The sequence below is a fragment of the Kitasatospora fiedleri genome, assembly GCF_948472415.1.
Lineage (GTDB): Bacteria > Actinomycetota > Actinomycetes > Streptomycetales > Streptomycetaceae > Kitasatospora > Kitasatospora fiedleri.
On the sequence record NZ_OX419519.1, the window covers coordinates 3,558,745 to 3,584,069 of the forward strand.

The 25,325-nt window shown below is 73.6% G+C and carries 22 protein-coding genes; 14 read left to right on the forward strand and 8 right to left on the reverse strand.

Features of this window, described 5'->3' with window-relative positions; all coding sequences use genetic code 11:
• Positions 1 to 279 precede the first annotated feature (279 nt).
• Complete coding sequence (locus QMQ26_RS16440) at positions 280 to 1,044, forward strand: HAD family hydrolase (protein WP_100838621.1); 765 nt, start codon at positions 280 to 282, stop codon at positions 1,042 to 1,044.
• Positions 1,045 to 1,509: 465 nt separating this feature from the next.
• Here QMQ26_RS16440 and QMQ26_RS16445 read toward each other — a convergent pair whose 3' ends face one another.
• Positions 1,510 to 2,391 (reverse strand): Fic family protein, encoded by an 882-nt coding sequence (locus QMQ26_RS16445; RefSeq protein ID WP_100837534.1) that lies wholly within the window; start codon positions 2,389 to 2,391, stop codon positions 1,510 to 1,512.
• Between the two features lie 204 nt (positions 2,392 to 2,595).
• On the opposite strand from QMQ26_RS16445, the gene QMQ26_RS16450 reads away from it, so the two are divergent.
• Together QMQ26_RS16450 and QMQ26_RS16455 are read left to right on the forward strand one after the other, a co-directional pair.
• The gene (locus QMQ26_RS16450; protein ID WP_282206170.1) at positions 2,596 to 3,582 is read left to right on the forward strand and encodes an ATP-binding protein; all 987 of its coding nucleotides are present in this window, start codon (positions 2,596 to 2,598) and stop codon (positions 3,580 to 3,582) included.
• A 418-nt stretch (positions 3,583 to 4,000) separates the two neighbouring features.
• Positions 4,001 to 6,337 (forward strand): SulP family inorganic anion transporter, encoded by a 2,337-nt coding sequence (locus tag QMQ26_RS16455; protein WP_282206171.1) that lies wholly within the window; start codon positions 4,001 to 4,003, stop codon positions 6,335 to 6,337.
• Positions 6,338 to 6,501: 164 nt separating this feature from the next.
• Here QMQ26_RS16455 and QMQ26_RS16460 read toward each other — a convergent pair whose 3' ends face one another.
• A complete protein-coding gene (locus tag QMQ26_RS16460) occupies positions 6,502 to 7,008 on the reverse strand; it encodes a C40 family peptidase (protein ID WP_282206172.1) in 507 nt (168 codons plus the stop codon).
• Positions 7,009 to 7,319: 311 nt separating this feature from the next.
• Here QMQ26_RS16460 and acs point away from each other — a divergent pair, with 311 nt between their 5' ends.
• A complete protein-coding gene (acs, locus tag QMQ26_RS16465; RefSeq protein WP_100837530.1) occupies positions 7,320 to 9,275 on the forward strand; it encodes an acetate--CoA ligase in 1,956 nt (651 codons plus the stop codon).
• 91 nt (positions 9,276 to 9,366) lie between these two features.
• Here the strand turns inward: acs and QMQ26_RS16470 are convergent, their stop codons facing one another.
• Complete coding sequence (locus QMQ26_RS16470) at positions 9,367 to 10,440, reverse strand: serine hydrolase domain-containing protein (protein WP_282206173.1); 1,074 nt, start codon at positions 10,438 to 10,440, stop codon at positions 9,367 to 9,369.
• Between the two features lie 341 nt (positions 10,441 to 10,781).
• On the opposite strand from QMQ26_RS16470, the gene nhaA reads away from it, so the two are divergent.
• From nhaA to QMQ26_RS16485, 3 genes are all read left to right on the forward strand, one after another.
• A complete protein-coding gene (gene nhaA, locus QMQ26_RS16475) occupies positions 10,782 to 12,074 on the forward strand; it encodes a Na+/H+ antiporter NhaA (RefSeq protein WP_282206174.1) in 1,293 nt (430 codons plus the stop codon).
• A 125-nt stretch (positions 12,075 to 12,199) separates the two neighbouring features.
• Positions 12,200 to 12,670: a phage holin family protein gene (locus QMQ26_RS16480; RefSeq protein ID WP_282206175.1), complete on the forward strand. Its 471-nt coding sequence runs from the start codon at positions 12,200 to 12,202 to the stop codon at positions 12,668 to 12,670.
• Positions 12,671 to 12,747: 77 nt separating this feature from the next.
• Positions 12,748 to 13,716 (forward strand): alpha/beta fold hydrolase, encoded by a 969-nt coding sequence (locus QMQ26_RS16485; protein WP_404814133.1) that lies wholly within the window; start codon positions 12,748 to 12,750, stop codon positions 13,714 to 13,716.
• A gap of 402 nt (positions 13,717 to 14,118) precedes the next feature.
• Here QMQ26_RS16485 and QMQ26_RS16490 read toward each other — a convergent pair whose 3' ends face one another.
• On the reverse strand, positions 14,119 to 14,820 hold the full coding sequence (locus QMQ26_RS16490) for a metal-dependent hydrolase (RefSeq protein WP_282206177.1): 702 nt from the start codon (positions 14,818 to 14,820) through the stop codon (positions 14,119 to 14,121).
• A gap of 126 nt (positions 14,821 to 14,946) precedes the next feature.
• Positions 14,947 to 16,131 carry a MarP family serine protease gene (locus tag QMQ26_RS16495; RefSeq protein WP_282206178.1) on the reverse strand — a complete coding sequence of 395 codons (1,185 nt, stop codon included), beginning with the start codon at positions 16,129 to 16,131 and terminating at the stop codon, positions 14,947 to 14,949.
• A gap of 153 nt (positions 16,132 to 16,284) precedes the next feature.
• Here QMQ26_RS16495 and QMQ26_RS16500 point away from each other — a divergent pair, with 153 nt between their 5' ends.
• Positions 16,285 to 17,076 (forward strand): DUF4389 domain-containing protein, encoded by a 792-nt coding sequence (locus QMQ26_RS16500; RefSeq protein ID WP_282206179.1) that lies wholly within the window; start codon positions 16,285 to 16,287, stop codon positions 17,074 to 17,076.
• 77 nt (positions 17,077 to 17,153) lie between these two features.
• Here QMQ26_RS16500 and QMQ26_RS16505 read toward each other — a convergent pair whose 3' ends face one another.
• A complete protein-coding gene (locus QMQ26_RS16505) occupies positions 17,154 to 17,864 on the reverse strand; it encodes an NUDIX hydrolase (RefSeq protein WP_282206180.1) in 711 nt (236 codons plus the stop codon).
• On the reverse strand, positions 17,861 to 18,724 hold the full coding sequence (gene nth / locus QMQ26_RS16510; RefSeq protein ID WP_282206181.1) for an endonuclease III: 864 nt from the start codon (positions 18,722 to 18,724) through the stop codon (positions 17,861 to 17,863). Before nth ends, QMQ26_RS16505 begins: the two co-directional genes overlap by 4 nt.
• A 159-nt stretch (positions 18,725 to 18,883) precedes the next feature.
• Between nth and QMQ26_RS16515 the strand changes: the two genes are divergently transcribed.
• The 3 genes from QMQ26_RS16515 (at position 18,884) to QMQ26_RS16525 (ending at position 21,980) form a co-directional block, all read left to right on the forward strand.
• Complete coding sequence (locus tag QMQ26_RS16515) at positions 18,884 to 19,150, forward strand: heavy-metal-associated domain-containing protein (RefSeq protein WP_282206182.1); 267 nt, start codon at positions 18,884 to 18,886, stop codon at positions 19,148 to 19,150.
• Between the two features lie 54 nt (positions 19,151 to 19,204).
• Positions 19,205 to 21,442: a heavy metal translocating P-type ATPase gene (locus QMQ26_RS16520; protein ID WP_282206183.1), complete on the forward strand. Its 2,238-nt coding sequence runs from the start codon at positions 19,205 to 19,207 to the stop codon at positions 21,440 to 21,442.
• 94 nt (positions 21,443 to 21,536) lie between these two features.
• Positions 21,537 to 21,980: an iron chaperone gene (locus QMQ26_RS16525; protein WP_100837519.1), complete on the forward strand. Its 444-nt coding sequence runs from the start codon at positions 21,537 to 21,539 to the stop codon at positions 21,978 to 21,980.
• 40 nt (positions 21,981 to 22,020) lie between these two features.
• On the opposite strand, the gene QMQ26_RS16530 is transcribed toward QMQ26_RS16525, so the two are convergent.
• Positions 22,021 to 22,929: a hypothetical protein gene (locus tag QMQ26_RS16530; RefSeq protein ID WP_282206184.1), complete on the reverse strand. Its 909-nt coding sequence runs from the start codon at positions 22,927 to 22,929 to the stop codon at positions 22,021 to 22,023.
• A 136-nt stretch (positions 22,930 to 23,065) separates the two neighbouring features.
• On the opposite strand from QMQ26_RS16530, the gene QMQ26_RS16535 reads away from it, so the two are divergent.
• The 3 genes from QMQ26_RS16535 (at position 23,066) to serS (ending at position 24,990) form a co-directional block, all read left to right on the forward strand.
• Positions 23,066 to 23,275: a DUF4287 domain-containing protein gene (locus QMQ26_RS16535; RefSeq protein ID WP_100837517.1), complete on the forward strand. Its 210-nt coding sequence runs from the start codon at positions 23,066 to 23,068 to the stop codon at positions 23,273 to 23,275.
• Positions 23,272 to 23,424, forward strand: coding sequence for a hypothetical protein (locus QMQ26_RS16540; protein ID WP_282206185.1), 153 nt, complete (start codon positions 23,272 to 23,274; stop codon positions 23,422 to 23,424). Before QMQ26_RS16535 ends, QMQ26_RS16540 begins: the two co-directional genes overlap by 4 nt.
• A gap of 270 nt (positions 23,425 to 23,694) precedes the next feature.
• Positions 23,695 to 24,990 carry a serine--tRNA ligase gene (gene serS, locus QMQ26_RS16545; protein WP_100837515.1) on the forward strand — a complete coding sequence of 432 codons (1,296 nt, stop codon included), beginning with the start codon at positions 23,695 to 23,697 and terminating at the stop codon, positions 24,988 to 24,990.
• The last annotated feature ends 335 nt before the right edge of the window (positions 24,991 to 25,325 follow it).

A 25,325-nucleotide genomic window follows, 5' to 3' on the forward strand; every position in this document is an offset into this window, starting at 1 on the left:
GCCGGACCGGGTTAGCACGGTCGCGCGAACGATCCGTGACTTCCATGGTGTACCCGACCGGCCAGAAACACAAACCCGCACGCCCGCGGGTCCACCGAATGGCCCTCCCTTTTGTCCGCCCCTCTATCCTCGGTTCCCGTGGACACCACCGAGAACGCCGACTTCGCCGACCGCGACGCCGCTGCCGGGCCCGACGCGGGCGCCGGAACCGGCCACCGCGCGGACCGGGGCGGCCACGACGCGCCCCGCACCGCCGCCTTCTTCGACCTCGACAAGACGATCATCGCCAAGTCCAGCGCGCTCGCGTTCAGCCGCCCCTTCTACCAGGGCGGCCTGATCAACCGCCGCTCGGTGGTGAAGAGCGCCTACACCCAGTTCATCTTCCTGGTCGGCGGCGCGGACCACGACCAGATGGAGAAGATGCGGGCCTACCTGTCCTCGCTCACCCGCGGCTGGAACGTCCAGCAGGTCCGGGAGATCGTCGCGGAGACCCTGCACGGCATGATCGACCCGCTCATCTACGACGAGGCGGCCTCGCTGATCGAGCAGCACCACGCGGCCGGACGGGACGTGGTGATCGTCAGCAGCTCGGGCTCCGAGGTGGTCGAACCGATCGGCCAACTGCTCGGCGCGGACCACGTGATCGCCACCCGGCTGCACGTCGAGGAGGGCCGCTACACCGGCGAGATCGAGTACTACGCGTACGCCGAGAACAAGGCGGCGGCGATCCGGGAGCTGGCCGAGCGGGAGGGCTACGACCTGGCCAACTGCTACGCGTACAGCGACTCCTCGACCGACCTGCCGATGCTGGAGGCCGTCGGCCACCCGGCCGCGGTCAACCCGGACCGGGCGCTGCGCAAGGAGGCGGCGGCCCGCGAGTGGCCGGTGCTGGCGTTCAGCCGGCCGGTCGAACTGACCCGCAGGCTCCCGGAGTTCCACGCGCCGAGCCGCTCGGTGGTGGCCGCGGTGGCGATCGGCACGGCGGTGCTGACGGCCGGGGTGCTCTGGTACAGCGCGCGGCGGCGGCGTCCGGCGGCGGCCTGAACGGCGGCGGGTCCGACCGCCGCCGGGTTCGCCAAATCGGACAAACCTCTACGCAAACCCGTAAAGAACCTGTTTTCGGGTTCCTCTTTCGGCGGATCTGAGGTAGAAATGGGGTACGGCCCGCGAGACCCGGTCAGGACCCCAAGAGGTCGAACCGACAACGCAGTTAAGGCCCCACGGACCGATGTACGGACAACCGGGCACCCACATGCAGCCGACCCGCTGACGGGCCGCCGCACCAGGCGAACGGGCACAGGACCCCGCCTGATGGGCATAGAAACGGTGCATGCACTGGTAACCCGGTCTCCGTACCAGCGGCGACGCCCGGAAGTCTCGGGCGTCGCCGCAACTGCGTTCCGGGACCGGTGGGTTCCGGAACCGACGGATTCCGGCACCGCGCGGGGCCGGCCCGCACCCGGGCAGGACCGCGCCGAGGCAGGACCGACCCGCGTCCGGGCGGGGCCCTCAGACCATGCCGCGCTGCATCGCCTCGCACACCGCGGTGCTCTCGCGCACGCCCAGCCCGAGCCCGGCGGCGCAGTGCACCAGCCAGCGGGACACGCCCTCAGGGGTGCCCTCCAGGTAGCCGAGCAGGGCCTGCCGGTAGGCGGCGGTGCCGAGTTCGGCGAGGCCGACCTCGGCGGGGCAGATCGCCTTCGGGTCGAGGCCCTCTGCGGTCAGCACGATCCGCTGGGCGGCCCGGGCGACCAGCCCGTTGTGGGTGCCGAACGGGCGCAGCGCGAGCAGTTCGCCGTGCACGACGGCGGCGACCACCAGGGCGGGCGCGCCGCCGGTGGGGCGTTCGGTGCGGGCGGTGAGCAGCCCGGCGAGCTGGTCGAGGCGGGCGGCCGTCTCGGCGGGCGGGGGCGGCGGCGGGAGTTCGCCGACCGGGCCGGCCGGGGCCTCGCCCTCGGTGGCGGCGACCTCCCGCGGGAACAGCGGCGCGGCCTCCTCGCCGTCGCGGCGCGGGCGGCCGGCCGCGGGGTCGCCGTCGCCGACGGCGAGCAGGTGGAGCCGGGCCAGCACCTGGAGCGGGGAGGTGCGCCAGACGCTGAGCAGCTGGCCGGCCTCGGCGGACAGGCGGAGCGCGGCGCCGACCGTGCGGGCCTCGGGGTCGGCGCCGAAGTCGGTGCGGCGGCGGACCTCCTCCAGCGGCCAGTCGGCGCCGTCCAGGGCGGCCGAGGCGCGGGCGCCGCGCAGCGCGGACTCGGAGGTCACCTCGCCCGCCCGGCGCCGCATCACGCGGTGCCCGTAGAGGCGGTCGACGTTCTTGCGCACTTCGGCGACGGCCTCGGGGACCCCGGCGAGCTGGGCCAGCGGGGCGAGCGGGTCAGTTCCTGTGGTCACCTACCCGAGAGTAATGAATCCACCGGGCGACCGGGAGGCAACCCCCGGGTCACCCTTTCGTGGCAATCCGCCTTTCCCTCATGTGCGCCACCCCAAACCACCGCTAGCATGTCCACTAATCGGTGACGATAACGGTTTCCAACAAGCGCCGGGGCCGCCAGGCCCCCACGGACACCACAGAGCCAGAGAGTCGGAGACTCAGAGATGAAGATCGCCTTCGTCGGCAAGGGCGGCAGCGGCAAGACCACCCTGTCCGCCCTGTTCATCCGCCACCTGGCCGCCGTCGGCCGCCCGGTGCTCGCCGTCGACGCCGACATCAACCAGCACCTGGGCCCGGCCCTCGGCCTGACGGACGCCCAGGCCGCCGCGCTCCCCTCGCTGGGCGCCCACCTGCCGGAGATCAAGGAGTACCTGCGCGGCGACAACCCGCTGATCCGCTCCGCCGAGGAGATGATCAAGACCACCCCGCCCGGCCCCGGCTCCCGGCTGCTGCGAATCGTCGAGGAGAACCCGGTGTACGAGGCCTGCGCCCGCCCGGTCGCCCTGGACGAGGGCTCGGTCCGGCTGCTGGCGACCGGCGCGTTCACCGAGGAGGACCTCGGGGTGGCCTGCTACCACTCCAAGGTCGGCGCGGTGGAGCTGCTGCTCAACCACCTGCTGGACGGTCCGGACGAGTACCTGGTCACCGACATGACGGCCGGCTCCGACTCCTTCGCCTCCGGCCTGTTCACCCGCTTCGACCTGACCTTCCTGGTCGCCGAACCCACCCGCAAGGGCGTCTCGGTCTACCGCCAGTACAAGGAGTACGCCCAGGACTTCGACGTCCACCTGCGGGTGGTCGGTAACAAGGTGCAGAGCCCGGACGACCTCGCCTTCCTGCGCCGCGAGGTCGGCGAGGACCTGTACGCCTGCTTCGGGCAGTCCGGCTGGGTGCGGCGGCTGGAGCGCGGGGACGAGCCGCCGCTGCGCGAGCTGGAGCCCGCGAACCGGGAGGTGCTGGCCCGGCTGCGGACCGCCGCCGACGCCGCCCACGGGCTGCGCGACCCGCGCCGGTACAGCGCCCAGGCGGCCCGCTTCCACCTGCGCAACGCGGAGAGCTGGGGCAACGCCAAGGTCGGCGCCGACCTGGCCGACCAGGTCGACCCGGACTACGTGCTGGGCGCCGAGCGGGCCAGCACCGCCGGGGTCTGAGCCGGCACCTCGCTCCACCGCCCCGAGGGGCCGGTCCGCCCAGCCCGGCGGACCGGCCCCTCGTGCCTTCCCGCCGGGAAATTCCCGACCGGTCCGGGCGCCACACGATGTGGTGAACGCCCCTATTTGTACTGGCACTCGAAGCACACGCTGTGCAAAGGTTCCATTACTCTCGGTTTACCAACTCTTGAACCACCGGACGCCACGGGCCGTCGCCACCGCGCCCCAGGCCCCGCCGCACCCCGCAACGCCACACCTCGCCGCACCTCGCAACGCGCCGCCACGCACGCTCCACACGGCCGCGCCGCCACCCCGCCGCACCCGCCACACCCGCTGTGACCCACGACAGCCGATCCGACCAGACCCACCGCCGGACCTGACTGCGTTCGTTCCCCCGGAAGAAGACGGGAAGACACCCATGACACTCGACGTCTCCAGCGCCCCCACCGCCTCCGACACCACCGACCACGCCCCGCCGCCGCACGGCGGCACCCCGGGCCGGGTCCGCGTCCTGCTGGCGCACGACCTGCCCGCCTCCCTCGCGGTGTTCCTCATCGCGGTGCCGTTCTCGCTCGGCATCGCGCTGGCCACCGGCGCCCCGCTGACGGCCGGTCTGGTCGCCGCCGCGGTGGGCGGGCTGGTGGCCGGCTTCCTCGGCGGCACCCACCTCCAGGTCAGTGGCCCGTCCGCGGCGCTGACCGTGGTCACCGCCGGGGTGATCGCCCAGTACGGCTGGCCGACCGCCTGCCTGGTCACCGTCGCCGCCGGCCTGCTGCAACTGCTGCTCGGCTCGCTGCGGGTGGCCCGCGCCGCGCTCGCCGTCTCGCCCGCCGTGGTGCACGGCATGCTGGCCGGTGTCGGCGTGACCATCGCGATCGCCCAACTGCACGTCATCCTCGGCGGCACGCCGCACAGTTCGGCCCTGGCCGACCTGCGCGCGCTGCCCGGCGAGCTGGCCGGTCCGCACCTGCCCGCACTGATGGTCGGCCTGCTGGCGCTCGCGATCCTGTACGGCTGGCCCCGGCTCGGCCGACTGCCCGGCGCGGCCGGCCGGATCGGCGCCCGGCTGGCCCGGCTGCCCGCCGCGCTGGTCGCGGTGGCCGCCGCCACCGCGCTGTCGCTGCTGGCCGAGCTGCGGCTGGCCCGGGTCGAGCTCCCGGTCTGGGAGCACCACCAGTTCTTCTCGCTGCCCTCCTCCGCCCTGCTGTCCGACCACTGGGCGGTGCTGCTCGGCCTGGTGCTGACGGTCACCGCGGTGGCCGGCGTGGAGTCGCTGCTGTCCTCCGTCGCGGTCGACCGGATGACCCGCCGCCGCGGCGACCTGGACCGCGAGCTGCGCGCCCAGGGCGCGTCCAACCTGTTCTCCGGGCTGCTCGGCGGCCTCCCGGTGGCCGGCGGCGCCGTCCGCTCCACGGCCAACGTGCAGGCCGGGGCGGCCACCCGGGCCTCCGCGGTGCTGCACGGCTGCTGGGTGCTGGTCGCCGCGCTCGCGCTGACCGCCGGGCTGCGGCGGATTCCGCTGGCCGCGCTGGCCGCGCTGGTGCTGGTGGTCGGCGTGCAGATGGTGAGCTTCGCGCACATCCGCCGGGTGCACCGGCACCGCGAGTTCCCGGTGTACCTGGCCACCGTGCTCGGAGTGGTGCTGCTCGGCGTCCCGCTCGGGGTGGTGCTCGGCGGCGCGGTGGCCATGCTGCTCGCCCTCTACCGGCTGACCCGCGCTCACGTCGACGTGCTGGCCGAGGAGGACGGCTCGTACACCGTCCGCACCCACGGCCCGCTGACCTTCGCCGCCGTCCCCAAGCTGAGCCGGGCGCTGACCCGGATTCCGGCCGGGGCCCGGGTGACGGTCCACCACGACGGCTCGTTCCTGGACCACGCCGCCTACGAGGCGCTGCACGCCTGGCGCACCGGCCACCAGGACTCCGGCGCGCAGGTGGCGATGCTGACCGAGCGCCGGCCGAACGACGTGCTGGACCCGGACGGCACCGTCCGCGCGGGCAGCTCCCCCGGCCCGCACCGCTGCCGGGCCTGGACGCCCTGGGTCGGCCACCACTGCATCGAGCAGAACGAGGACGACCCGCACGTCCGCCTGCTCGACGGCGTCCGCGGCTTCCAGCAGCACACCGCCCCGCTGGTCCGCCAGGAGCTGGCCCGCCTCGCCCGGGACGGCCAGACGCCCTCGCAGCTCTTCCTCACCTGCGCGGACTCCCGGATGGTCACCAGCATGATCACCAGCTCCGGCCCCGGAGACCTCTTCACCGTCCGCAACGTCGGCAACCTGGCCCCCGCCCCGTACGAGCCGGGTGCCGCCGATGACTCGGTGGCCGCCGCCGTCCAGTACGCGGTGGAGGTCCTGGAGGTCGCCTCGATCACGGTCTGCGGGCACTCCGGCTGCGGCGCGATGAAGGCCCTGCTGGACGGCGTCACCGAGGCGTCCGGCCCGCCCACCGCGCTGGCCCGCTGGCTGCGCAACGGCCGCAGCTCGCTGGACCGCCTGCGGCGCGCCCCCGCCGAGTTCGAGGGCCGTCCCGCGGCGGACGTGGTCGAGCAGCTGTGCATCACCAACGTGGTGCAGCAACTCGACCAACTGCTGGCCAACCCGGCGGTGGGGCGCCGGGTCGCGGACGGTTCGCTGCGGCTGGTCGGGATGTACTTCGACTTCGCCACGGCCCAGACCTACGTGCTGGACGCCGCGACCGGCCGGTTCACCCCGGTGCACGCGCGGGTGGAGCCGGAGCAGGACCTGGCCGCGTAGGAGGCGCGAGCCGCCGGTACGAGCCGCACGCTACGCGCCGGACGACGCGTGCGGCCGCGAACGCCCGCAACGACGGAGGCCCGTCACGACGGAGACCCGCAACGACGGAGACCCGTCACGACGGAGGCCCGCGGGAGCGGTCGGCCGCTCCCGCGGGCCCGGCGTCACCGCAGCAGCCGGACCAGATCGGCCGGGGTCACGTAGCCCGGCCAGCGGTGGTCGGTGAAGAGGTGCACGCCGGCGTCCTGGTAGCACTGGTCGACGAGTTGGGAGCAGATCATGTGCCGGGTGGTGGCGACGAAGCGCCGCAGCGGGGGGCCCGCCGGGAGGTGCAGGCGGACGGCGGCGAGGGCGAGGTAGTCGGCGAAGCTGTAGGGGGTGCCGAGGTAGGAGTGGGCGGCCGCGGTGATCGCGGCGCGCTGGCCGTCGGTGAGCGGTATCCGGCCGGTGGACCAGCGCGCGGGGACGCCGTCGTAGCCGGAGAGCGGTTCGAGCCGCGCCCCGCCGGGCTGGGCCTCCAGCAGGCGGTCGTCGCCGAGGTAGACGAAGGCGTGCTCGTAGTCGGCGAATCCGTCGCCGTTGAGGAACTGGCCGATCCGGATCAGGCGGCCGATGGCGCCGTCCATCCGGACGACCGCGAAGTCGCCGGGGAGGGGTGGGGTGGCGGTCATGGTGGTACCTCCATCATGGTTGCTCAGAGTGATGGAGTAGGCACTCTCAGTGGAGTGCCGGTCGACGGGGGCGTCAAGGCGCCGTGCGGGATTGACCGGCGCGAGGGGCGGGAAAACGTGGTGGGGACCGGCGGAAGCGCCGGGGCCGCGCCCACCTGGGGCGGAGTCCTGATCCGGTCAAAGGTCTACACCAATTTCCCGGCAGCACTTGTCAACGGAGCTGTCGGCCTGGTGAGCTGTGCGCTGGGACACACGGGACAATCCCTCCGCACGGGGTTCCCCGGCATTTGAGACTCGATGAGGAGTGCGCGTTGAGCAACGAGAGCCTGGCCAATCTGCTCAAGGAGGAGCGGCGTTTCGCCCCGCCCGCGGAGCTCGCCGCCTCCGCCAACGTCACCGCCGACGCCTACGCCCAGGCCTCCGAGGACCGGCTGGCCTTCTGGGCCGAGCAGGCCCGCCGGCTGAGCTGGGCGGTCGAGCCCACCGAGACCCTGGACTGGTCGAACCCGCCGTTCGCCAAGTGGTTCGCCGACGGCAAGCTGAACGTCGCGTACAACTGCGTGGACCGCCACGTCGAGGCGGGCCACGGCGACCGGGTCGCCATCCACTTCGAGGGCGAGCCCGGCGACAGCCGCGCCATCACCTACGCGCAGCTCAAGGATGAGGTCTCCAAGGCCGCCAACGCCCTGCAGGAGCTCGGCGTGGCCAAGGGCGACCGGGTCGCCGTCTACCTGCCGATGATCCCCGAGGCGGTCGTCGCGATGCTCGCCTGCGCCCGGATCGGCGCGGCGCACTCGGTGGTCTTCGGCGGCTTCTCGGCCGACGCGGTGGCCTCCCGGATCAAGGACGCCGACGCCAAGGTCGTCATCACCGCCGACGGCGGCTACCGCCGCGGCAAGCCCTCCGCGCTCAAGCCGGCCATCGACGAGGCGCTGACCAAGGTCGACGGCGTGCAGAGCGTCCTGGTCGTGCGCCGCACCGGCGAGGAGGTGGCCTGGACCGAGGGCCGCGACGTCTGGTGGCACGAGCTGGTCGACGGCCAGTCCGCCGAGCACACCCCCGAGGCGCACGACGCCGAGCAGCCGCTGTTCATCCTGTACACCTCGGGCACCACCGGGAAGCCCAAGGGCATCCTGCACACCTCGGGCGGCTACCTGACCCAGGCCAGCTTCACCCACAACGCGGTCTTCGACCTCAAGCCGGAGACCGACGTCTACTGGTGCACCGCCGACATCGGCTGGGTCACCGGCCACTCGTACATCGTCTACGGCCCGCTCTCCAACGGCGCCACCCAGGTGATCTACGAGGGCACCCCGGACACCCCGCACCAGGGCCGGATGTTCGAGATCGTGCAGAAGTACGGCGTGACCATCCTCTACACCGCGCCGACGCTGATCCGCACCTGGATGAAGTGGGGCGACAACATCCCCGCCCAGTTCGACCTGTCCAGCCTGCGGGTGCTGGGCTCGGTCGGCGAGCCGATCAACCCCGAGGCGTGGGTCTGGTACCGCGAGCACATCGGCGCGGGCCGGACTCCGATCGTCGACACCTGGTGGCAGACCGAGACCGGCGCGATCATGATCAGCCCGCTGCCGGGCGTCACCGAGACCAAGCCGGGCTCCGCCCAGCGCGCCCTGCCCGGCATCGCCGCCACCGTGGTGGACGACGAGGCCCGCGAGGTGCCCAACGGCTCCGGCGGCTACCTGGTGCTGACCGAGCCGTGGCCGTCCATGCTGCGCACCATCTGGGGCGACGACCAGCGCTACGTCGACACCTACTGGTCGCGCTTCGAGGGCCGCTACTTCGCCGGCGACGGCGCCAAGAAGGACGAGGACGGCGACATCTGGCTGCTCGGCCGGGTGGACGACGTGATGCTGGTCTCCGGCCACAACATCTCCACCACCGAGGTCGAGTCGGCGCTGGTCGGCCACCCGGCGGTCGCCGAGTCCGCGGTGGTCGGCGCGACCGACGCCACCACCGGCCAGGCGATCGTGGCCTTCGTGATCCTGCGCGGCACCGCCACCGACAGCGAGGAGCTGATCGCGGACCTGCGCAACCACGTCGGCCGCACGCTCGGCCCGATCGCCAAGCCGAAGCAGATCAAGGTGGTCTCGGAGCTGCCGAAGACCCGCTCCGGCAAGATCATGCGCCGGCTGCTGCGCGACATCGCCGAGGGCCGCGAGGTGGGCGACACCACCACGCTGGCCGACTCCTCGGTGATGAACCTGATCCAGTCCCAGCTGCCGGCCGCCGGCTCCGAGGGCTGATCCGCCACCGCCCCGACGGGCCGGGCCCCGATCCGCACCGCGCGGATCGGGGCCCGGCCCGTCGGGCATCCGGGACCGGTCGGCCCCGGGGTCAGACCGCCAGCGCCCGCAGCGTGTCGTACGCGGTCTGCGCGAACCGGCGGCGCCCGGTGGCCAGCGGGCCGGCCAGGGCGACCAGACCGGTCTGCGCGGCCCGGTCGAAGCCGACGAAGGCGGTGCAGCGGCCGGTGGAGCCGTTGTGGAAGACCACCTCGGCGTCCTCGGCCGGGCGGTGGTGCCAGCTCAGGCAGACCCGCTGCCCGGAGCCGCGCCGGGAGACCCGGGGCAGGCACACCTCGCGCAGCGCGGTCCGCAGGCTCGCCGCCGCGCCGGTCCGCTCGGGGATCGGCACCGCGTCCACCGCCAGGTGGGCCTGGAGGTAGCGCAGCATGTCGTCGGCGGTGGAGCGCAGGGCCGCCGCGCCGGGCAGCGCCGGGATCTTGAACGAGGGTATCCAGCGGCCGCGCCGGTAGCCGGTGGTCTCGTCCCGGCCGGTGCCGCAGGAGGTGTCGAGCAGGCCGAGCGGTTCGCAGACCCGCCCGGTGAGCAGCTCCTGGTAGCGCTGCCCGGCGGCCCGCTCCAGCACCAGGCCGAGCAGCCCGGCGCCGAGGCTGGAGTAGCGGACCCGGGTGCCGGGGGTGCCGCGCACCGGGGTGCGGGGCAGCGCCCGCAGCAGGTGGGCGGCGCTGAACGTGGCGTACGGGCTGGTGAACCAGCGGGGCACCGCGGCGGGGGCGAGGCCGACCGGCAGCCGGGGCAGTCCGGAGGTGTGGGTGGCCAGGTGCAGCAGGGTGATCGGGCGCTCGTGCGGGTAGCCGGGCAGCGCCTCGGCGGGCAGGTAGCGGTCGATCGGGTCGTCGTAGCCGACTTCGCCGCGGGCGACCATGTCGGCGAGCAGCAGGCCGGTGAAGGTCTTGGTGACCGAGCCGAGCTCGAACCGGGTGTCGGCCCGGACGGGGCGCTCGCCGGCCCGGTCGGCGTAGCCGCGGCAGGCGACGGTGCGCTCGGTGCCGCGGATCACCGCGACGGCCATGCCGCCCTCGGGCGCGCCGGCGGCGAACAGCGGGCGCAGCAGGCGTTCCAGGTCCGGGTCGGCTAACGGAGGCTGGGCGGTGTCGGCGCCCACGGCTCCTCTCGTTTGGGGACCCACGGCCTGCACCGGTATGGGTTCGGCTTCCTGACTGGGCATCGGCTCTCTCCATGACGGGGCGGGCCACCCGGACGGCGGCCCGCTTCTGCGGCCGACCCTAGGAATGCGGCGGGTGGTCCGCATCCGGACGAACCCATCCGGGTCGGCGCGCCGCGGGCCGGCGCCGGACCGGCATACAGTGGGACGAACCGGCGGCCCGCCTGTCACGCGTCGTAGGATGTCAAGGAAACGTCAGGATCTGAGGCGCGCCGGGAAGTCTGGTCGGCACCGCACCACCCGTGTGTCCGCGTGCCGCCCGCCTCAGGAGGTCCCCCGCCGTGACCGGCCCGTCCGACGACCGCCGTCCGTTCCTCGGCCTGCTCTCCCTGCCCGAACGCCGCTACCTCGCCGACGCGCTGCGCACCGAGACGGTCGGCGGCGTGCTGCTGCTGGTGGCCGCGGCCTGCGCGCTGGTCTGGGCGAACGTCTGGCCGCACGGGTACGAGGCGGTGCTGGAGCACACCGTCGGGCCGAGCGGGCCGCTGCACCTGGACCTGCCGCTGGAGGCGTGGGCGCAGGACGGGCTGCTGACGGTCTTCTTCTTCGTGGCGGGCATCGAGCTGAAGCGCGAGTTCGTGGCCGGGGAGCTGCGCACGCCGAGCGCGGCGCTGCTGCCGGTGGTGGCGGCGGCGTCCGGGGTGCTGCTGCCGGCGCTGCTGTTCACGGTGGTCAACGTGGCGGCGCCGAACGGGCACCCGGCGGGCTGGGCGATCCCGACGGCCACCGACATCGCCTTCGCGCTGGGCGTGCTGGCGGTGGTGGGCAGTCACCTGCCGTCCGCGCTGCGGGCGTTCCTGCTGACCCTGGCGGTGGTGGACGACCTGATCGCGATCCTGATCATCGCGGTCTTCTACTCGTCCGGGATCGAGTTCTGGGCGCTGGGGGCGGCGCTGGCGGGCCTGGTGCTGTTCTGGTTCCTGCACCGGCGCGGGGTGCGCGGCTGGTGGCTGTACGTGCCGCTGGCGGTGGTGATCTGGGCGCTGATGCACGAGAGCGGGGTGCACGCGACGGTGGCGGGCGTGGCGATGGGCCTGCTGCTGCGCTGCCACCGCGAGGAGGGCGAGGAGCAGTCGCCGGGCGAGCGGATCGAGCACCTGGTGCGGCCGCTGTCGGCGGGGCTGGCGGTGCCGGTGTTCGCGCTGTTCGCGGCGGGCGTGCCGGTGTCGGGGAAGGTCCTGGGCGAGGTGTTCACCCAGCCGGCGCCGCTGGGCATCGTGATCGGCCTGCTGGTCGGCAAGTCGGTGGGCATCTTCGGCGGCACCTGGCTGGCCGCCCGCTACACCCGGGCCGTCCTGAACCCGCGGCTGACCTGGTCCGACATGGTGGCGCTGGCCACCGTCGCGGGCATCGGCTTCACGGTGTCGCTGCTGATCAGCGACCTGGCCTTCCCGGACGACCCGCACCTGGCCGAGCTGTGCAAGGAGGCCGTGCTGGTCGGTTCGCTGGTCTGCGCGGTGGTCGGCACCCTGCTGTTGAAGCGGCGCAACCGGTACTACCGGCAGCTGTGCGCGGACGAGGACCGGGACGAGGACGGCGACGGAATCCCCGATGTGTACCAACAGCAGGGGTGACACGCCGTCCGGCGGGTACCCGGAGTGGTGCCCGACTCGCCGGTAGGGGCATGATGCTGAGCTGACACACCCGTGTGTGACGCTCGCTCAGGACGCCTCACCAGCCCGTTGAACGGAGACCGCCGATGGCCGCAGGAGCCGCACCCCCGAACGGCCGCACCCCGCACGAGGGCGAGCGGACGATCGGCGAGCTGTTCGCCGACGCCAGCGCCGAGCTGTCCAGCCTGGTGCACGACGAGATCGCGCTGGCCAAGGCGGAGATCAAGGCCGACGTGGTGCGCGGCGGGATCGGCACCGCGGCCGGCGTGGTGGCGGGCGTGGTCGCGCTGGCCTCGATCCCGATGTTCTCCTTCGCCTTCGCCTGGGGCCTGCAGGCGCTGGGCATCACCACCGGCTGGTCGTTCGCCATCGTGGGCGGGGCGTACGTGCTGATCGCGCTGCTGCTGGCGTTCCTGATGGTCCGGTACTTCAAGAAGATCCGGAAGCCGGAGCGGACCATCGCGGGCGCCCAGGCCACCGCCGAGGTGCTGAAGAACGCCAAGCCCCGGCCGGCCACCAAGGAGGAGATCGACCGGGCGCTGGGCCGGACCCAGTGAGCACCGGCCGGTAACGGTTGCGCGCGGGCATGGGCGGCGGGCGGGTACGAGGGGTGCGGATGTGACAGGCTGCGGGTATGTCGTTGGACCAGAAGCCCGTGGATGAGTCCGCTCCCGTTCCCGTACCGCCGGTGCCCGGGGAGCCGTGGAGCGTGCGCTCGGCCGGGCCGTGGACGCACCGGGACGTGGCGGCGAACGGCGCGCGCTTCCACATCGCCGAGGTCGGCGAGGGCCCGCTGGTGCTGCTGGTGCACGGCTGGCCGGAGTACTGGTGGGCGTGGCGGCACCAGCTGACGGCGCTGGCCGCGGCGGGCTTCCGGGCGGTCGCGCTGGACCTGCGCGGCATGGGCGGCTCGGACCGCACCCCGCGCGGCTACGACCCCGGCAACCTGGCGCTGGACGTCACCGGCGTGATCCGCTCGCTGGGCGAGCGGCAGGCGCACCTGGTGGGGCACGCCACCGGCGGCACGCTGGCCTGGGTGGCGGCGGTGATGCGCCCTTCGGTGATCCGCAGCCTGACGGTGGTCTCGGCGGCGCACCCGCGGCACCTGCGCCGGGCGCTGCTGACCGACCGCAAGCAGATCGCCGCGTTCGAGCACGTGCTGGGCTTCCAGCGGCCGTGGATTCCGGAGCGCCGGCTGGTCGCGGACGACGGGGCGCTGGTCGGCGCGTACCTGCGGGAGTGGACCGGGCCGAACATGCTGCCCGCGGAGGCGGTGGCGGCGTACCGCCGGGCGATCCAGGTGCCGAGCACCGCGCACTGCTCGATCGAGCCGTACCGCTGGCTGATGCGGTCGATGGCGCGGCCGGACGGCATCCAGTTCGCCCGCCGGATGAAGAAGCAGATCACCGCGCCGGTGCTGCACGTGCAGGGCGCCTCGGACCCGGTGCTGCTGTCGCGGACGGCGCTGGGGGCGGGCGAGTACGTGTCGGCGCCGTACCGGTGGCGGCTGCTGCCGGGGGTCGGGCACTTCCCGCACGAGGAGGTCCCGGAGGAGTTCACCGCGGAGCTGATCGAGTGGGTCCGCCGGCACGACGGGTCCTGAGCGGCGGCGGCCCAACCGGCCGCCGATCCGGCCCAGTTGGCGACGTTCATATGACAAGCGCATAGGCCAGTCGGCGGTCCCGGAGGCGGTTACTCCGGGCGGCCCAGGGGAATCCCTCCGGTATGACCTGGATGCCCGATCGAGAAGCCCAGCCGCGCCGAGGCCGCCGTGGCAGCAGCAGCTCGCAACAGCACGTCCCGCAGCCGGAGTGGCCCTACGAGTCCGCCGGGCGGACGCCACGCGGAGCGGGGTACCGGCTCGGCATTCCGAAGATCATCGGACGGCGCGCCCGCTGGGTCGGCGCCCGGCTCCGCCGGGAGGGGTGAGCCGCCCCGGAGCACCGCGAACGGCCGGGGCCGGCCCGGAGGGGTCCTCCGGGCCGGCCCCGGCCGTTGCGCGCGCTCAGCTCAGCACGGTCGGCGAGATCGTGGTCGACCAGAGCAGCAGCGCGAACGTCGCCAGCGTCATCACCGGGACGAGCACCTTGGTCTCCACCTTGTTGCCGGTGCGCTTGATCAGCACCACCTCGTAGCGCTCCTTGTGCGGCCACAGCAGCGGCGCGCCCTGCTTGGTCAGGCAGTCGCCGAGCAGGTGCGCCAGCGTGCCGAGGGCCACCGCGTACGGCAGCCAGCCCGGGGCGCTGGGCAGCCACTCGAGCATGCCGAAGGTGCCGAGCGCGGCCAGGCCCATCACGGTGATCCAGGACTGCGGCCCGTCGCCCGGCGGGTGCAGGTGCAGCGACTGGATCGCCATGGCGAGCAGGAAGAACGTCAGGCCGATGGTGAAGTTGCGGCCCAGGTAGGTGATGCCGGCCCAGCTGCCGCCGCCCATCAGTGCCACGAACAGCAGCGAGTGGGTGGCGTGCCGGTGGCCGCCGGAGATCAGCGCGACGAACCGGCACAGCAGCTTGGAGATCGGGCCGAGGAAGTTGGCGATGGTGCCGTCGTGGTGGTCCAGGTCCGGCAGGAGGGCGGCGCCCGCGCACAGCACGGTGCCCATCAGCACGTCGGCCGGCTGGAGGTGCATGTTCAGCACCGGCGGGAGGAACGGCGCGGTGGCCGCGAACAGCAGGGCGCCGCTGACCGCGTGCGAGTGACCCATCATGACGTGTGTCCGACCTCCCGTGGGCTCCCGTCCAAGGCGGCCCGGGATTGGGCCGATCGGGTGAGCTGGGCCGACGCTACCAGGAGCGGCGGACGGACCGTCAGAGTGGTTTCGGCCCCGGAGCGGTCACAGCGCGCAGCCCTCGGTGCTGACCTTTCCGCTGGCGGTGGCACCCTGCGTGACGTCGTCCTTCACCTCGGCGGCGGTCAGCACGTACCCGGTGTCGGAGCTGTCCAGCGACTTGGCGAACACCACCCCGTACACCTGGCCGTCCGGGGTGAGCAGCGGGCCGCCGCTGTTGCCCTGGCGGACCAGCGAGCGCACCGAGTAGACGTCCCGGACGACCTGGCCGCGGTGGTAGATGTCCGGGCCGTTGGCCTGGATGCGGCCGCGGATGCGGGCGGGCTGGACGTTGAACGAGCCGTTCTCGGGGAAGCCCGCGACGATCGCCGAGTCGTTGGAGCGGGCCTCGCCCGCGAAGGACAGCGGCGGGGCGTTCAGCTTCGGGACGTCCAGCACCGCGATGTCGCGCTGCCAGTCGTAGCGGACCACCGTCGCGTCGTACAGCTGGCCGGCGCCGCCGATCTGCACGGTCGGCTCGTCGACGCCGCCCACCACGTGGGCGTTGGTCATCACCCGGTGCGGGGCGAAGACGAAACCGGAGCCCTCCAGCGTCTTGCCGCAGGAGGTGGCGGTGCCCAGCACCTTCACCAGCGAGCCCCTGGCCCGCAGCACGCCCGGGCTGTCGGCCAGCGCCGGGTCGGGCGGCTCGACCTCGGTGATCGGCTCCTGCTCGAACGGGTTGAACACCTGCGGGAAGCCGTTGCGGGCCAGGTCCTGGCTGAGGTCGGAGAACCAGTTCGGGGCGTCGCTGGGCAGCGCCCGCTGCACCGTGCCCAGCACCTTCGAACTGCGCACCTGCTTGGAGACGGTGGGCAGCGAGGTGCCCGCCAGCGCCGAGCCGATCAGCCAGGCCACCAGCAGCATGGACAGCACGTTGACCAGCGCGCCGCCGACCGCGTCCAGGGTCTTCACCTCGGCCCGGCCGATCCGGCCGCGCAGCTTCCACCCGAAGTGCGTGGTGACCGCCTGCCCGACCGCGGCCAGCACGATCACCACCACCACGGCCACCACCGAGGCGGTGGTGCCCGGCGAGAGGTGGCGCAGCAGCAGCGGAAGCAGCTGGACGGCGACCAGTCCGCCACCCAGGAAGCCCAGCACCGACAGCGCGCCGACCACGAACCCCTGCCGATAGCCGGAGACGGCGAAGCCGAGCGCGGCGGCGATCAACAGCAGATCCAGGACGTTCACCCGAATACCCTCCCACGTCCCGCCGGGCGGGGGACACCGGTCCCCGGCCGTCGCCCGATCGGGTCAGTCCGGCGGGCAGCGCGGCCGGAACGGTTGGGACCGTCTGACCATCCGACCTTCCGCGCAGCCGACCAGGGAACAGGGAGCCGAACCATGGAACGACCCAGCTGGGACGTGCCGGTCGTGGACCGCACCGAGTTCCAGCCCGCCCTGGACGTCCCGCCCCCCGGGGCGCAGAACCGGCTCACCGTGCTGCTGCGCCTGCTGCTGCTGGTCCCGCAGTACGTGGTGCTGTGGCTGCTGTCGATCGTCGCCTTCGTGGTGGTGGTGATCGGCTGGTTCGGCGCGCTGTTCGCCGGGCGGCTGCCGCGGTTCGCCGTCGGCTGGCTGAGCGGGTACCTGGCGTACGACACCCGGGTCTACGCCTCGACGCTGCTGATCACCGACCGCTACCCGCCGTTCCGGTTCGACGCCCCCGACTACCCGGTCCGGATCGAACTGCGGGCCGGCGGGCCGCTGAACCGGCTCGCGGTGTTCTTCCGTCTGCTGCTGGCGATCCCCGCCGGGATCGTCCAGGGGCTGCTGCAGAGCGGCTGGTGGGCGGTGTCCTTCATCAGCTGGCTGGTGGTGCTGGTGCTCGGGCGGATGCCGCGGGCGCTGTTCGAGGCCACCGCCGCGGTGCTGCGCTACCGGATGCGGTTCGAGGCGTACCTGATGATGCTCACCGCGGCCTACCCCAAGGCCGTGTTCGGCGACCCGGCCGACTCCGAGCCGGTGCGCTCCGCGACCCGGCCGCTGGTGCTGACCGGGGCCGCGAAGGCGCTGCTGGTGATCTACCTGGTGCTCGGGGTGATCGGGTCGGCGGCGAGCTCGGTGACCACCGACTGGGACTCCTACGAGGACGACGGGGGCACGGTGTCGACCATGGCGCCGCTGCCGCGCTGAGGGGCGCTGCCCGGGGGACCGCCCTTCAGGGGTCCTGGCGCGGCCGGGACCTCAGGGGTCCTGGTGCGGCCGGGACCTCAGGGGTCCTGGCGCGGCCGGGACAGCGCCACGGCCTCGGCGGAGAGCTCCACGGTGCGCTGGGTGTCCCAGGGGCGCTCCAGGCCGCTGAAGTGCAGCACCCGGTCGATCACGCCCGCGGTGAACCCCCACACCAGGCGGCCGGCCACCTGGAAGGCGGGCCCGGTGAAGCCGGACGGGTGCCGCAGCCGGGCCCGGTTGGCCGGGTCGGTCAGCTCGGCCAGCGGCACCCGGAACACCGCGCCGGTCTCCGCCGGGTCGACCACCGCGACCGGCGACTCCTCCCGCCACCAGCCCAGCACCGGCGTCACCACGAAGCCGCTGACCGGGATGTACAGCGCGGGCAGCCGGGCGAACAGCTGCACGCCCGACGCGTCCAGGCCGGTCTCCTCGACGGCCTCGCGCAGCGCCGCCGCGAGCGGGCCGCCGCCCGCCGGGTCGCCGTCCTCCGGGTCCAGCGCGCCGCCCGGGAAGGACGGCTGCCCGGCGTGCGAGCGCAGGCTGCGGGCCCGCTCGATCAGCAGCAGGTCCGGCCCGGCCGAGCCCTCGCCGAACAGCATCAGCACCGCCGACGGGCGACCGCCCTCGGCGGGCGGCAGGAACCGGCTCAACTGCTCGGGCGCCGCCCGCTCGGCGGCCTCCCGCACCGGCAGCAGCCAGGCCGGCAGGCCGTCGCGGACCAGCGCGGGCGGGGTCGGGAAGGTCGTCATGCCCGCCCCCGCGCGGCCGGCCGGGCCTCGGGGTCGGTGTCCGGCAGCGGACGGCCGGCGGCGACCTCGGCGCGGGCCGCGGCCTCGCCCGGGAAGTCCGCCGGGGGGCGCAGGCGCTGGCCGGGCTGACCGGCCAACTCGTACTTGAGCAGCTTGCGGGCCCGCTCCGGGTCGGTCTCCCCGATCCCGTACGACGGGCACAGCGGCGCGATCGGGCACGCCCCGCAGGCGGGCTTGCGGGCGTGGCAGATCCGGCGGCCGTGGAACACCACCCGGTGCGAGAGCATCGTCCACTCCGACTTCGGGAAGATCGCCATCACGTCGGCCTCGACCTTCTCCGGGTCCTCCTCGGCCGTCCAGCCGAAGCGGCGGGCCAGCCGCCCGAAGTGGGTGTCGACGGTGATGCCGGCCCCGCCGAACGCGTTCCCGATCACCACGTTGGCGGTCTTGCGGCCCACGCCCGGCAGCGTGACCAGGTCCTCCAGCGCGCGCGGCACCTCGCCGTCGAAGCGGTCGCGCAGCGCGATCGACAGGCCGATCAGCGACTTCGCCTTGGCCCGGAAGAACCCCGTCGGCCGGACGATCTCCTCCAGTTCCTCGGGGACCGCCGCCGCGAGGTCCTCCGGCGTCGGGTACTTCGCGAACAGCGTCGGGGTGGTCTGGTTCACCCGCAGGTCGGTGGTCTGCGCCGACAGCACGGTCGCCACCAGCAACTGGAACGGCCCGTCGAAGTCCAACTCCGGGTGCGCGTACGGGTACAGCTCCGCCAGCTCACGGTTGATCCTCCGGGCCCTGCGCACCATCCCGAGGTGCGTCTCGGGCTTCTTCCGCGGGGCCTTCGCGGCCTTGCTCTCTGCCATGCACGAAGGCTACGCCGAAGCGGCCGGGCCACGGCCGGGAATCGGCCGCGCCCGGCCGCGGAGGGGGCAATGTTTGCTCTGGATACCCCCCAGGGGTATAACTGGGGGCATGAAGCCGATACCCCCCATGGGTATCGGAGGACCACACCGGAGGTTTCCGTGTCCTGCTGCTCCAGCGAAGGCACCTGTTCGACCACCGCGACCGCGCCGGTCGCCGTCACCACCGTGTTCACCGTCGCCGGGATGAGCTGCGGCCACTGCGAGCGGGCCGTCGGCGCGGCGGTCGGCGCACTGGTGGGGGTCCGGGGCGTGCGGGTCGACGTGGCGGGCGGGGTGGTGAGTGTCGACTGGGACGGCGAACCGGACGAGGCGGCGGTGGGCGCCGCGATCGACGAGGCCGGTTACGAACTGACCGGCCGGGTCTGAGCGACCGGCCGCGAGAGCCCGGCTCCGGCCGGGGAGAGAACACGAGGAGCCCTGATGACCACCCAGACAGCACCCGCCTCCACCCAGGTGGAACTCCGCATCGGCGGCATGACGTGCGCGTCCTGCGCCGCGCGGATCGAGAAGAAGCTCAACCGGATCGACGGCGTGCAGGCCAGCGTCAACTACGCGACCGAGAAGGCGCGGGTGGACTTCGCGGGGCCCGTGGAAGTCGCCGACCTGATCGCCGCCGTCGAGGCCACCGGCTACACCGCCGCGCTCCCCGAGCCCCCGGCGGCGGCCGGCGACGGCGGTGAGCGGGCCGACGAACTGACGCCGCTGCGACAGCGGTTGGTCACGGCCGTCGTGCTGGCGGTGCCGGTGATCGCGATGGCGATGGTGCCCGCGTGGCAGTTCGACGACTGGCAGTGGCTGTCGCTGACCCTGGCCGCGCCGGTGGTGACGTACGCCGCCTGGCCGTTCCACCGGGCCGCCTGGACCAACGCCCGACACGGCGCCGCGACCATGGACACCCTGGTCTCGATCGGCACCGGCGCCGCGTTCCTGTGGTCGGTGTGGGCACTGTTCCTCGGGGACGCGGGCATGGCCGGGATGCGGCACGGCTTCGAGTTCACCGTCGCCCGCTCGGACGGCGCGTCGAACATCTACCTGGAGGCGGCGGCCGGCGTCACCGCGTTCGTCCTGGCCGGACGCTACTTCGAGGCCCGGTCGAAGCGGACCGCGGGCGCCGCGCTGAAGGCGCTGCTGGAGCTGGGTGCGAAGGACGTGGTGGTGCTGCGTGGGGGCCGGGAGGTCCGCGTCCCGGTCGGGCAACTCGCCGTCGGGGACCGCTTCGTGGTGCGCCCCGGCGAGAAGATCGCCACCGACGGCACCGTGATCGAGGGCAGCTCCGCCGTGGACGCCTCCATGCTCACCGGCGAATCCGTGCCCCTCGAGGTCACCGTCGGGGACACCGTCACCGGCGCCACCGTCAACGCGGGCGGCCGACTGGTCGTACAGGCCACCCGCATCGGCGCCGACACCCAACTGGCCCGAACGGCCAGACTCGTCGAGGACGCCCAGAACGGCAAAGCCGCCGCCCAACGCCTGGCCGACCGGATCTCCGCCGTCTTCGTACCCGCCGTCATCGTCCTGGCACTGGCCACCCTGGTCGGCTGGCTCCTGGCCTCCGACAACCCCACCCAGGCGTTCACCGCCGCCGTCGCGGTCCTGATCATCGCCTGCCCCTGCGCCCTGGGCCTGGCCACCCCCACCGCCCTCCTCGTCGGCACCGGACGCGGCGCCCAACTCGGCATCCTCATCAAAGGCCCCGAAGTCCTGGAGAACACCCGCAAAGCCGACACCGTCGTCCTCGACAAGACCGGCACCGTCACCACCGGACAGATGACCCTCCTCACCCTCCACACCACCGAAGACACCACCGAGGACCAGGCACTACGACTGGCCGGCGCCCTGGAACACGCCTCCGAACACCCCATCGCCCGCGCCATCGCCACCGCCGCCCGAGAGCGGTTCGGTGAGCTGCCCGCCGTCGAGGACTTCCAGAACCTCCCCGGCCTGGGCGTGCGGGGCACCGTCGAGGGACACGCGGTGACCGCCGGACGCGCCACCCTCCTCGACACCCCCCTGCCACCCGCCCTCGCCACCGCCAAAACCACCGCCGAACAAGCCGGACGAACCGCCATCACCCTCGCCTGGGACGGCACACCCCACGCCCTGCTGGAAGTCGCCGACGCCGTCAAACCCACCAGCGCCGAAGCCGTCACCCGACTACGCGCCCTGGGCCTACGCCCCATCCTGCTCACCGGCGACAACCAGACCACCGCCGAAGCCGTCGCCGCCCAGATCGGCATCCCCGCCCACGACGTCCACGCCGACGTCCTCCCCCAGGACAAAGCCGCCACCATCCGACACCTCCAACACCAAGGCCACACCGTCGCCATGATCGGCGACGGCGTCAACGACGCCGCCGCCCTCGCCCAAGCCGACCTCGGACTCGCCCTCGGCACCGGCACCGACGCCGCCATCCAAGCCGCCGACCTCACCCTCGTCCACGGCGACCTACGCACCGCCGCCGACGCCATCCGCCTCGCCCGCCACACCCTCACCACCATCAAAGGCAACCTCTTCTGGGCCTTCGCCTACAACACCGCCGCCCTCCCCCTCGCCGCCACCGGCCTCCTCAACCCCATGATCGCCGGAGCCGCCATGGCAAGCTCCTCCCTGTTCGTCATCGCCAACAGCCTGCGACTACGCAAGTTCCGAGCAGCCTGACGGGGCCGGAGCCGATCAGTTTCCGAGAAGCCCCGGCGGCCGTCCCGTCCCTACGATCGAGAGCGACGGAGAACGGGAAACGGGAGGACCGGCCATGGCGGAGAAGCACGAGGGTTTCACGGCGGACGAGCGCGCGGCGATGAAGGAGCGCGCCAAGGAGCTGAAGGCGGAGTCCAAGCGGGCGTCGGCGGCGGCGAAGGCGGCCGAGGCGGAGAAGGACCTGCTGGAGAAGATCGAGGAGATGCCGGAGGCGGACCGGGTGCTCGCCCGGCGCTTCCACCGGATCGTCACCGAGGTCGCGCCGCAGCTGGCTCCGAAGACCTGGTACGGCATGCCCGCGTACAACAACGCGGACGGCAAGCCGGTGTGCTTCTTCCAGAGCGCCGCCAAGTTCAAGTCTCGCTACGCGATGATCGGCTTCAGCGACAACGCCAAGCTGGACGACGGCGCGATGTGGCCGACCTACTTCGCGATCGCCGAGCTGGGCGAGGCGGAGGCGGCCCGGATCGGCGAGCTGGTCGAGCGCGCGGCCTCCTGACCGACCGGCGACGGCGGCGCCGTGGCGCGGGCCCGTCCCGCTACCCCTGGTACGCGCGCAGGGTGCGCAGGGCGGCCAGGGTGACGCCCGGGCGGGCCTCGTTCTCGGTGGCGGCGGACCAGCGGGCCCAGGTGATCGGCCAGCCGCCGTCGGGGAGTTGGGCCGCGGCGAGGTGGTCGAGGCCGCGTTCGGTCTCGGCGTCGGTGAACCAGGCCCGGGCCAGGCTGTCCGGGGTGGGCGCGTAGTCGTGCGGGAGGTGGAACTCGCCGGGCGCGTAGCCGGGGGCGAGCCGGACCTGCTCGGGGCGGTCCGGGTCGAGCAGGACCAGCCGCTGCCGGCGCACCGACTCGCCCAGCCGGGCGGCCTGTTCGGCGGCCCAGGCGCGGTCCGGGGCGGCGTCCAGGAAGCCGACGGCGGTGATCACCTCGTACGGGTGGGTGCGGTCGATCGCCTCGATCGCGCGGCGGCAGAAGTCCGCCGCGCCGGTCAGCCAGGGGTGGCGCAGCCCGGCCCGGAGCAGCGGGGCGGCGATCTGGCCGGTGGCGAGCAGGTCGGCGGGCGGGTCGTCGGCGACCGGCAGGAAGGGCGGGTGCGGGTAGCGGCGCAGGCTGGGCAGGACCGCCGGGACGCCGCCGTCCGGGGTGGTCGACGCGGCGGCCCAGTCGCAGAGTTCGGTGCCGCGCGGGCCGGCCAGGGCGTCCGCCTCGGCGAGGACCCGGGCCGCCGCGCCGGCGGCCAGCGGCTGGGCGGCGGGCCCGCGGACGTCGGGTTCCAGCCCGTACGCCCAGCCGCCGCCGGGGGCGCGGTAGGCGTCCAGGGCGGCGAGGACGCCCGCCGGGTCGGGGGCGTCGCCGAACAGGTGGGCGAAGCGCCGCTGTTCGAGGACCCGGCCGGCCGTCCACAGGTAGCCGGCCGCCCGGTCGATCGTGCCGTCGTCGATGCGTGCCATGGACCGACCGTACGGGGCGGGAGGAACTTCGGCGCGGACCGATGAGTTCCGCCGGTGCGCCCCGTCCGTCCCTGTGACGGCAGCACGCAGCGTGCGGCGCGGCGAGCGCGGCACGCGGAACGGACGGAGCGACGAGATGAGCGTCAAGGGACCGGCCAGCTACTTCCCCTCCATCGAGCAGAAGTACGGGCGTCCGATCGCCGAGTGGCAGCGGTTGATCACCGACTCGCCGCTCACCAGGCACATGGAACTGGTGGCCTGGCTGAAGACCGAGTACGGGCTGGGCCACGGCCACGCCAACGCGCTGGTCGCGCACACCCTCGCCACCGCGGGCGATGAGCGGTGAGCACCCGGCGGGGAGGCGGCACGACCGCGTACGTGGCCTCCGCCGACGGCACCCGGATCGCCCACCGGGCCGTGGGGGACGGCCCGGCCGTGGTCGTCGTGGGCGGGGCGCCGGGGCCGCTGGTGGCCGAGTTCATCGCCCGGGGCTGAGACCGGGGGCGGGGGCCGAGGCAGCGAACTGCGCGCAGAAAGCCGGAGTCGAGGCGGGTCCGGGGCCGGGGTGGGGCGCGAGTCGGCGGGGCGGCCACCGGCTCCGGGAAGTCCTCGGGACCGTCCCCGCGCGGCGGGGCGGGCGCCGCCCGGGGCGGGTCCGAAAGGCGCTGTGACGGTTTCCCCGCCCCTGCTACGGTCGGGGCGAATCCACCCGCTCCACCCGCTCCACCCGTCGCAACCCCCGCAACCAGAGGAGAACCGACTCCGATGCATGATGCCCGCGTCCTGATCGACCTGGGGGACGAAGCCGTCCGGCTCCTGGCACGTCGCGGCTACCGGCTCGACCTGTCCGCGCTGGAGGCGCTGCAGTCCCGCCGCAACAGCGGCATCCAGGCCGGTGACGAGTTGCGGGCCCGCTCGAAGCAGGTCGCCCAGGAGGTGCAGCGCACCGCGAAGCAGGGCGGGGACGTCACCGGGCTGAAGGAGACCGCCCGCGCGCTGAAGGAGCAGGTGCAGCAGAACGAGGCGGAGCTGGAGCAGGTCCAGCAGGAGCTGACCGACCTGCTGCTGACCGTCCCCAACCTGCCCGACGACGAGGCCCCCGACGGCTTCTCCGACGAGGACGCCCGCGAGCTGCGCCGGGTCGGCGAGCCGCAGCGCTTCGACTTCGCGCCCAAGGACCACGTCGACCTCGGCGAGGCCATGGGCATCATGGACTTCGGCCGGGCCACCAAGCTGTCCGGCTCGCGCTTCAGCGTGCTGCGCGGGGCCGGTGCCGCCCTGGAGCGGGCGATCGTCGCCCTGCTGCTGGACGTGCACACCCGCCGGCACGGGTACGTCGAGCACTCGGTGCCGTACCTGGTCAACCGGCGCACCATGACCGGCACCGGGCAGCTGCCGAAGTTCGAGGAGGACCTGTTCCGGACCGGCGTCGCGGACCGGGACCTGTTCCTGATCCCGACCGCCGAGGTCCCGCTGACCAACCTGTACGCGGACGAGATCGTCCCGCCGGCCGAACTGCCGCTGGCGCTCACCGCGCACACCCCGTGCTTCCGCTCGGAGGCCGGCTCGTACGGGCGCGACACCCGCGGGCTGATCCGGCTGCACCAGTTCTCGAAGGTGGAGATGGTGCGGATCTGCGCCGCCGAGCAGGCGCGGGAGCAGATGCTGCTGATGGTCTCGCACGCCGAGTCCTGCCTCCAGGAGCTCGAACTCTCCTACCGCGTCGTCACGTTGGCGGCCGGGGACACCGGTTTCTCGGCGCGCCTGACGTACGACCTGGAGGTGTGGCTGCCCAGCCAGGACACCTACCGGGAGATCTCCTCGGTGTCGGACTTCGGCACCTTCCAGGGCCGCCGGGCCGGCATCCGCACCCGGGACGAGAAGGGCAAGCCGACGCCGGCCGCCACCGTCAACGGCTCGGGCCTGCCGCTGGGCCGGACCATCGCGGCGGTGCTGGAGCAGCACCAGCAGGCCGACGGCTCGGTGCTGCTGCCGAAGGCGCTGCGCCCCTACCTGGGCTTCGCCCGGATCGCGGCCGACGGCACGCCCGTCGAGGAGTAGCAGCACCACGGGGAACGGGGGCACGGGTGGCGCGCGGCGGACTGCCGCGCGCCACCCGTGCGTTCGGGCCCGGCCGCGCGTCCGGGCTCACCCGTGCGGCGTCCGGCGGGTGCTGCCCAGGGATGCGGCGCGCCGGGCGGGGTAGCTGACGTGACGTTACCGTCGGTGGCATGGGAGAGGCGGCGAAGGTGGCGGGGCAGGCGAAGGCGGTGTGGCTGGCGCGGGCGGGGATCGGGTGCGGGCTGGCGGCGGTGCTGCTGCTGGCCGCCGGGGCCGGGCTGCGCGGGGCGCTGGTGGTGGCGGTCGGGGTGGTCGCGCTGGCGCTGATGGCGGTC

Excerpts from the sequence above, each read along its gene's own strand:
- QMQ26_RS16450 (WP_282206170.1), top strand. The coding sequence starts at position 2,596 with ATGAAGATCGCCTTCGTCGGCAAGGGCGGCAGCGGCAAGACCACCCTG.
- QMQ26_RS16455 (WP_282206171.1), top strand. The coding sequence starts at position 4,001 with ATGACACTCGACGTCTCCAGCGCCCCCACCGCCTCCGACACCACCGAC.
- QMQ26_RS16460 (WP_282206172.1), bottom strand. The coding sequence starts at position 7,008 with ATGACCGCCACCCCACCCCTCCCCGGCGACTTCGCGGTCGTCCGGATG.
- QMQ26_RS16480 (WP_282206175.1), top strand. The coding sequence starts at position 12,200 with ATGGCCGCAGGAGCCGCACCCCCGAACGGCCGCACCCCGCACGAGGGC.
- QMQ26_RS16485 (WP_404814133.1), top strand. The coding sequence starts at position 12,748 with ATGTCGTTGGACCAGAAGCCCGTGGATGAGTCCGCTCCCGTTCCCGTA.
- QMQ26_RS16490 (WP_282206177.1), bottom strand. The coding sequence starts at position 14,820 with ATGATGGGTCACTCGCACGCGGTCAGCGGCGCCCTGCTGTTCGCGGCC.
- QMQ26_RS16500 (WP_282206179.1), top strand. The coding sequence starts at position 16,285 with ATGGAACGACCCAGCTGGGACGTGCCGGTCGTGGACCGCACCGAGTTC.
- QMQ26_RS16505 (WP_282206180.1), bottom strand. The coding sequence starts at position 17,864 with ATGACGACCTTCCCGACCCCGCCCGCGCTGGTCCGCGACGGCCTGCCG.
- nth (WP_282206181.1), bottom strand. The coding sequence starts at position 18,724 with ATGGCAGAGAGCAAGGCCGCGAAGGCCCCGCGGAAGAAGCCCGAGACG.
- QMQ26_RS16520 (WP_282206183.1), top strand. The coding sequence starts at position 19,205 with ATGACCACCCAGACAGCACCCGCCTCCACCCAGGTGGAACTCCGCATC.
- QMQ26_RS16525 (WP_100837519.1), top strand. The coding sequence starts at position 21,537 with ATGGCGGAGAAGCACGAGGGTTTCACGGCGGACGAGCGCGCGGCGATG.
- QMQ26_RS16530 (WP_282206184.1), bottom strand. The coding sequence starts at position 22,929 with ATGGCACGCATCGACGACGGCACGATCGACCGGGCGGCCGGCTACCTG.
- QMQ26_RS16535 (WP_100837517.1), top strand. The coding sequence starts at position 23,066 with ATGAGCGTCAAGGGACCGGCCAGCTACTTCCCCTCCATCGAGCAGAAG.
- serS (WP_100837515.1), top strand. The coding sequence starts at position 23,695 with ATGCATGATGCCCGCGTCCTGATCGACCTGGGGGACGAAGCCGTCCGG.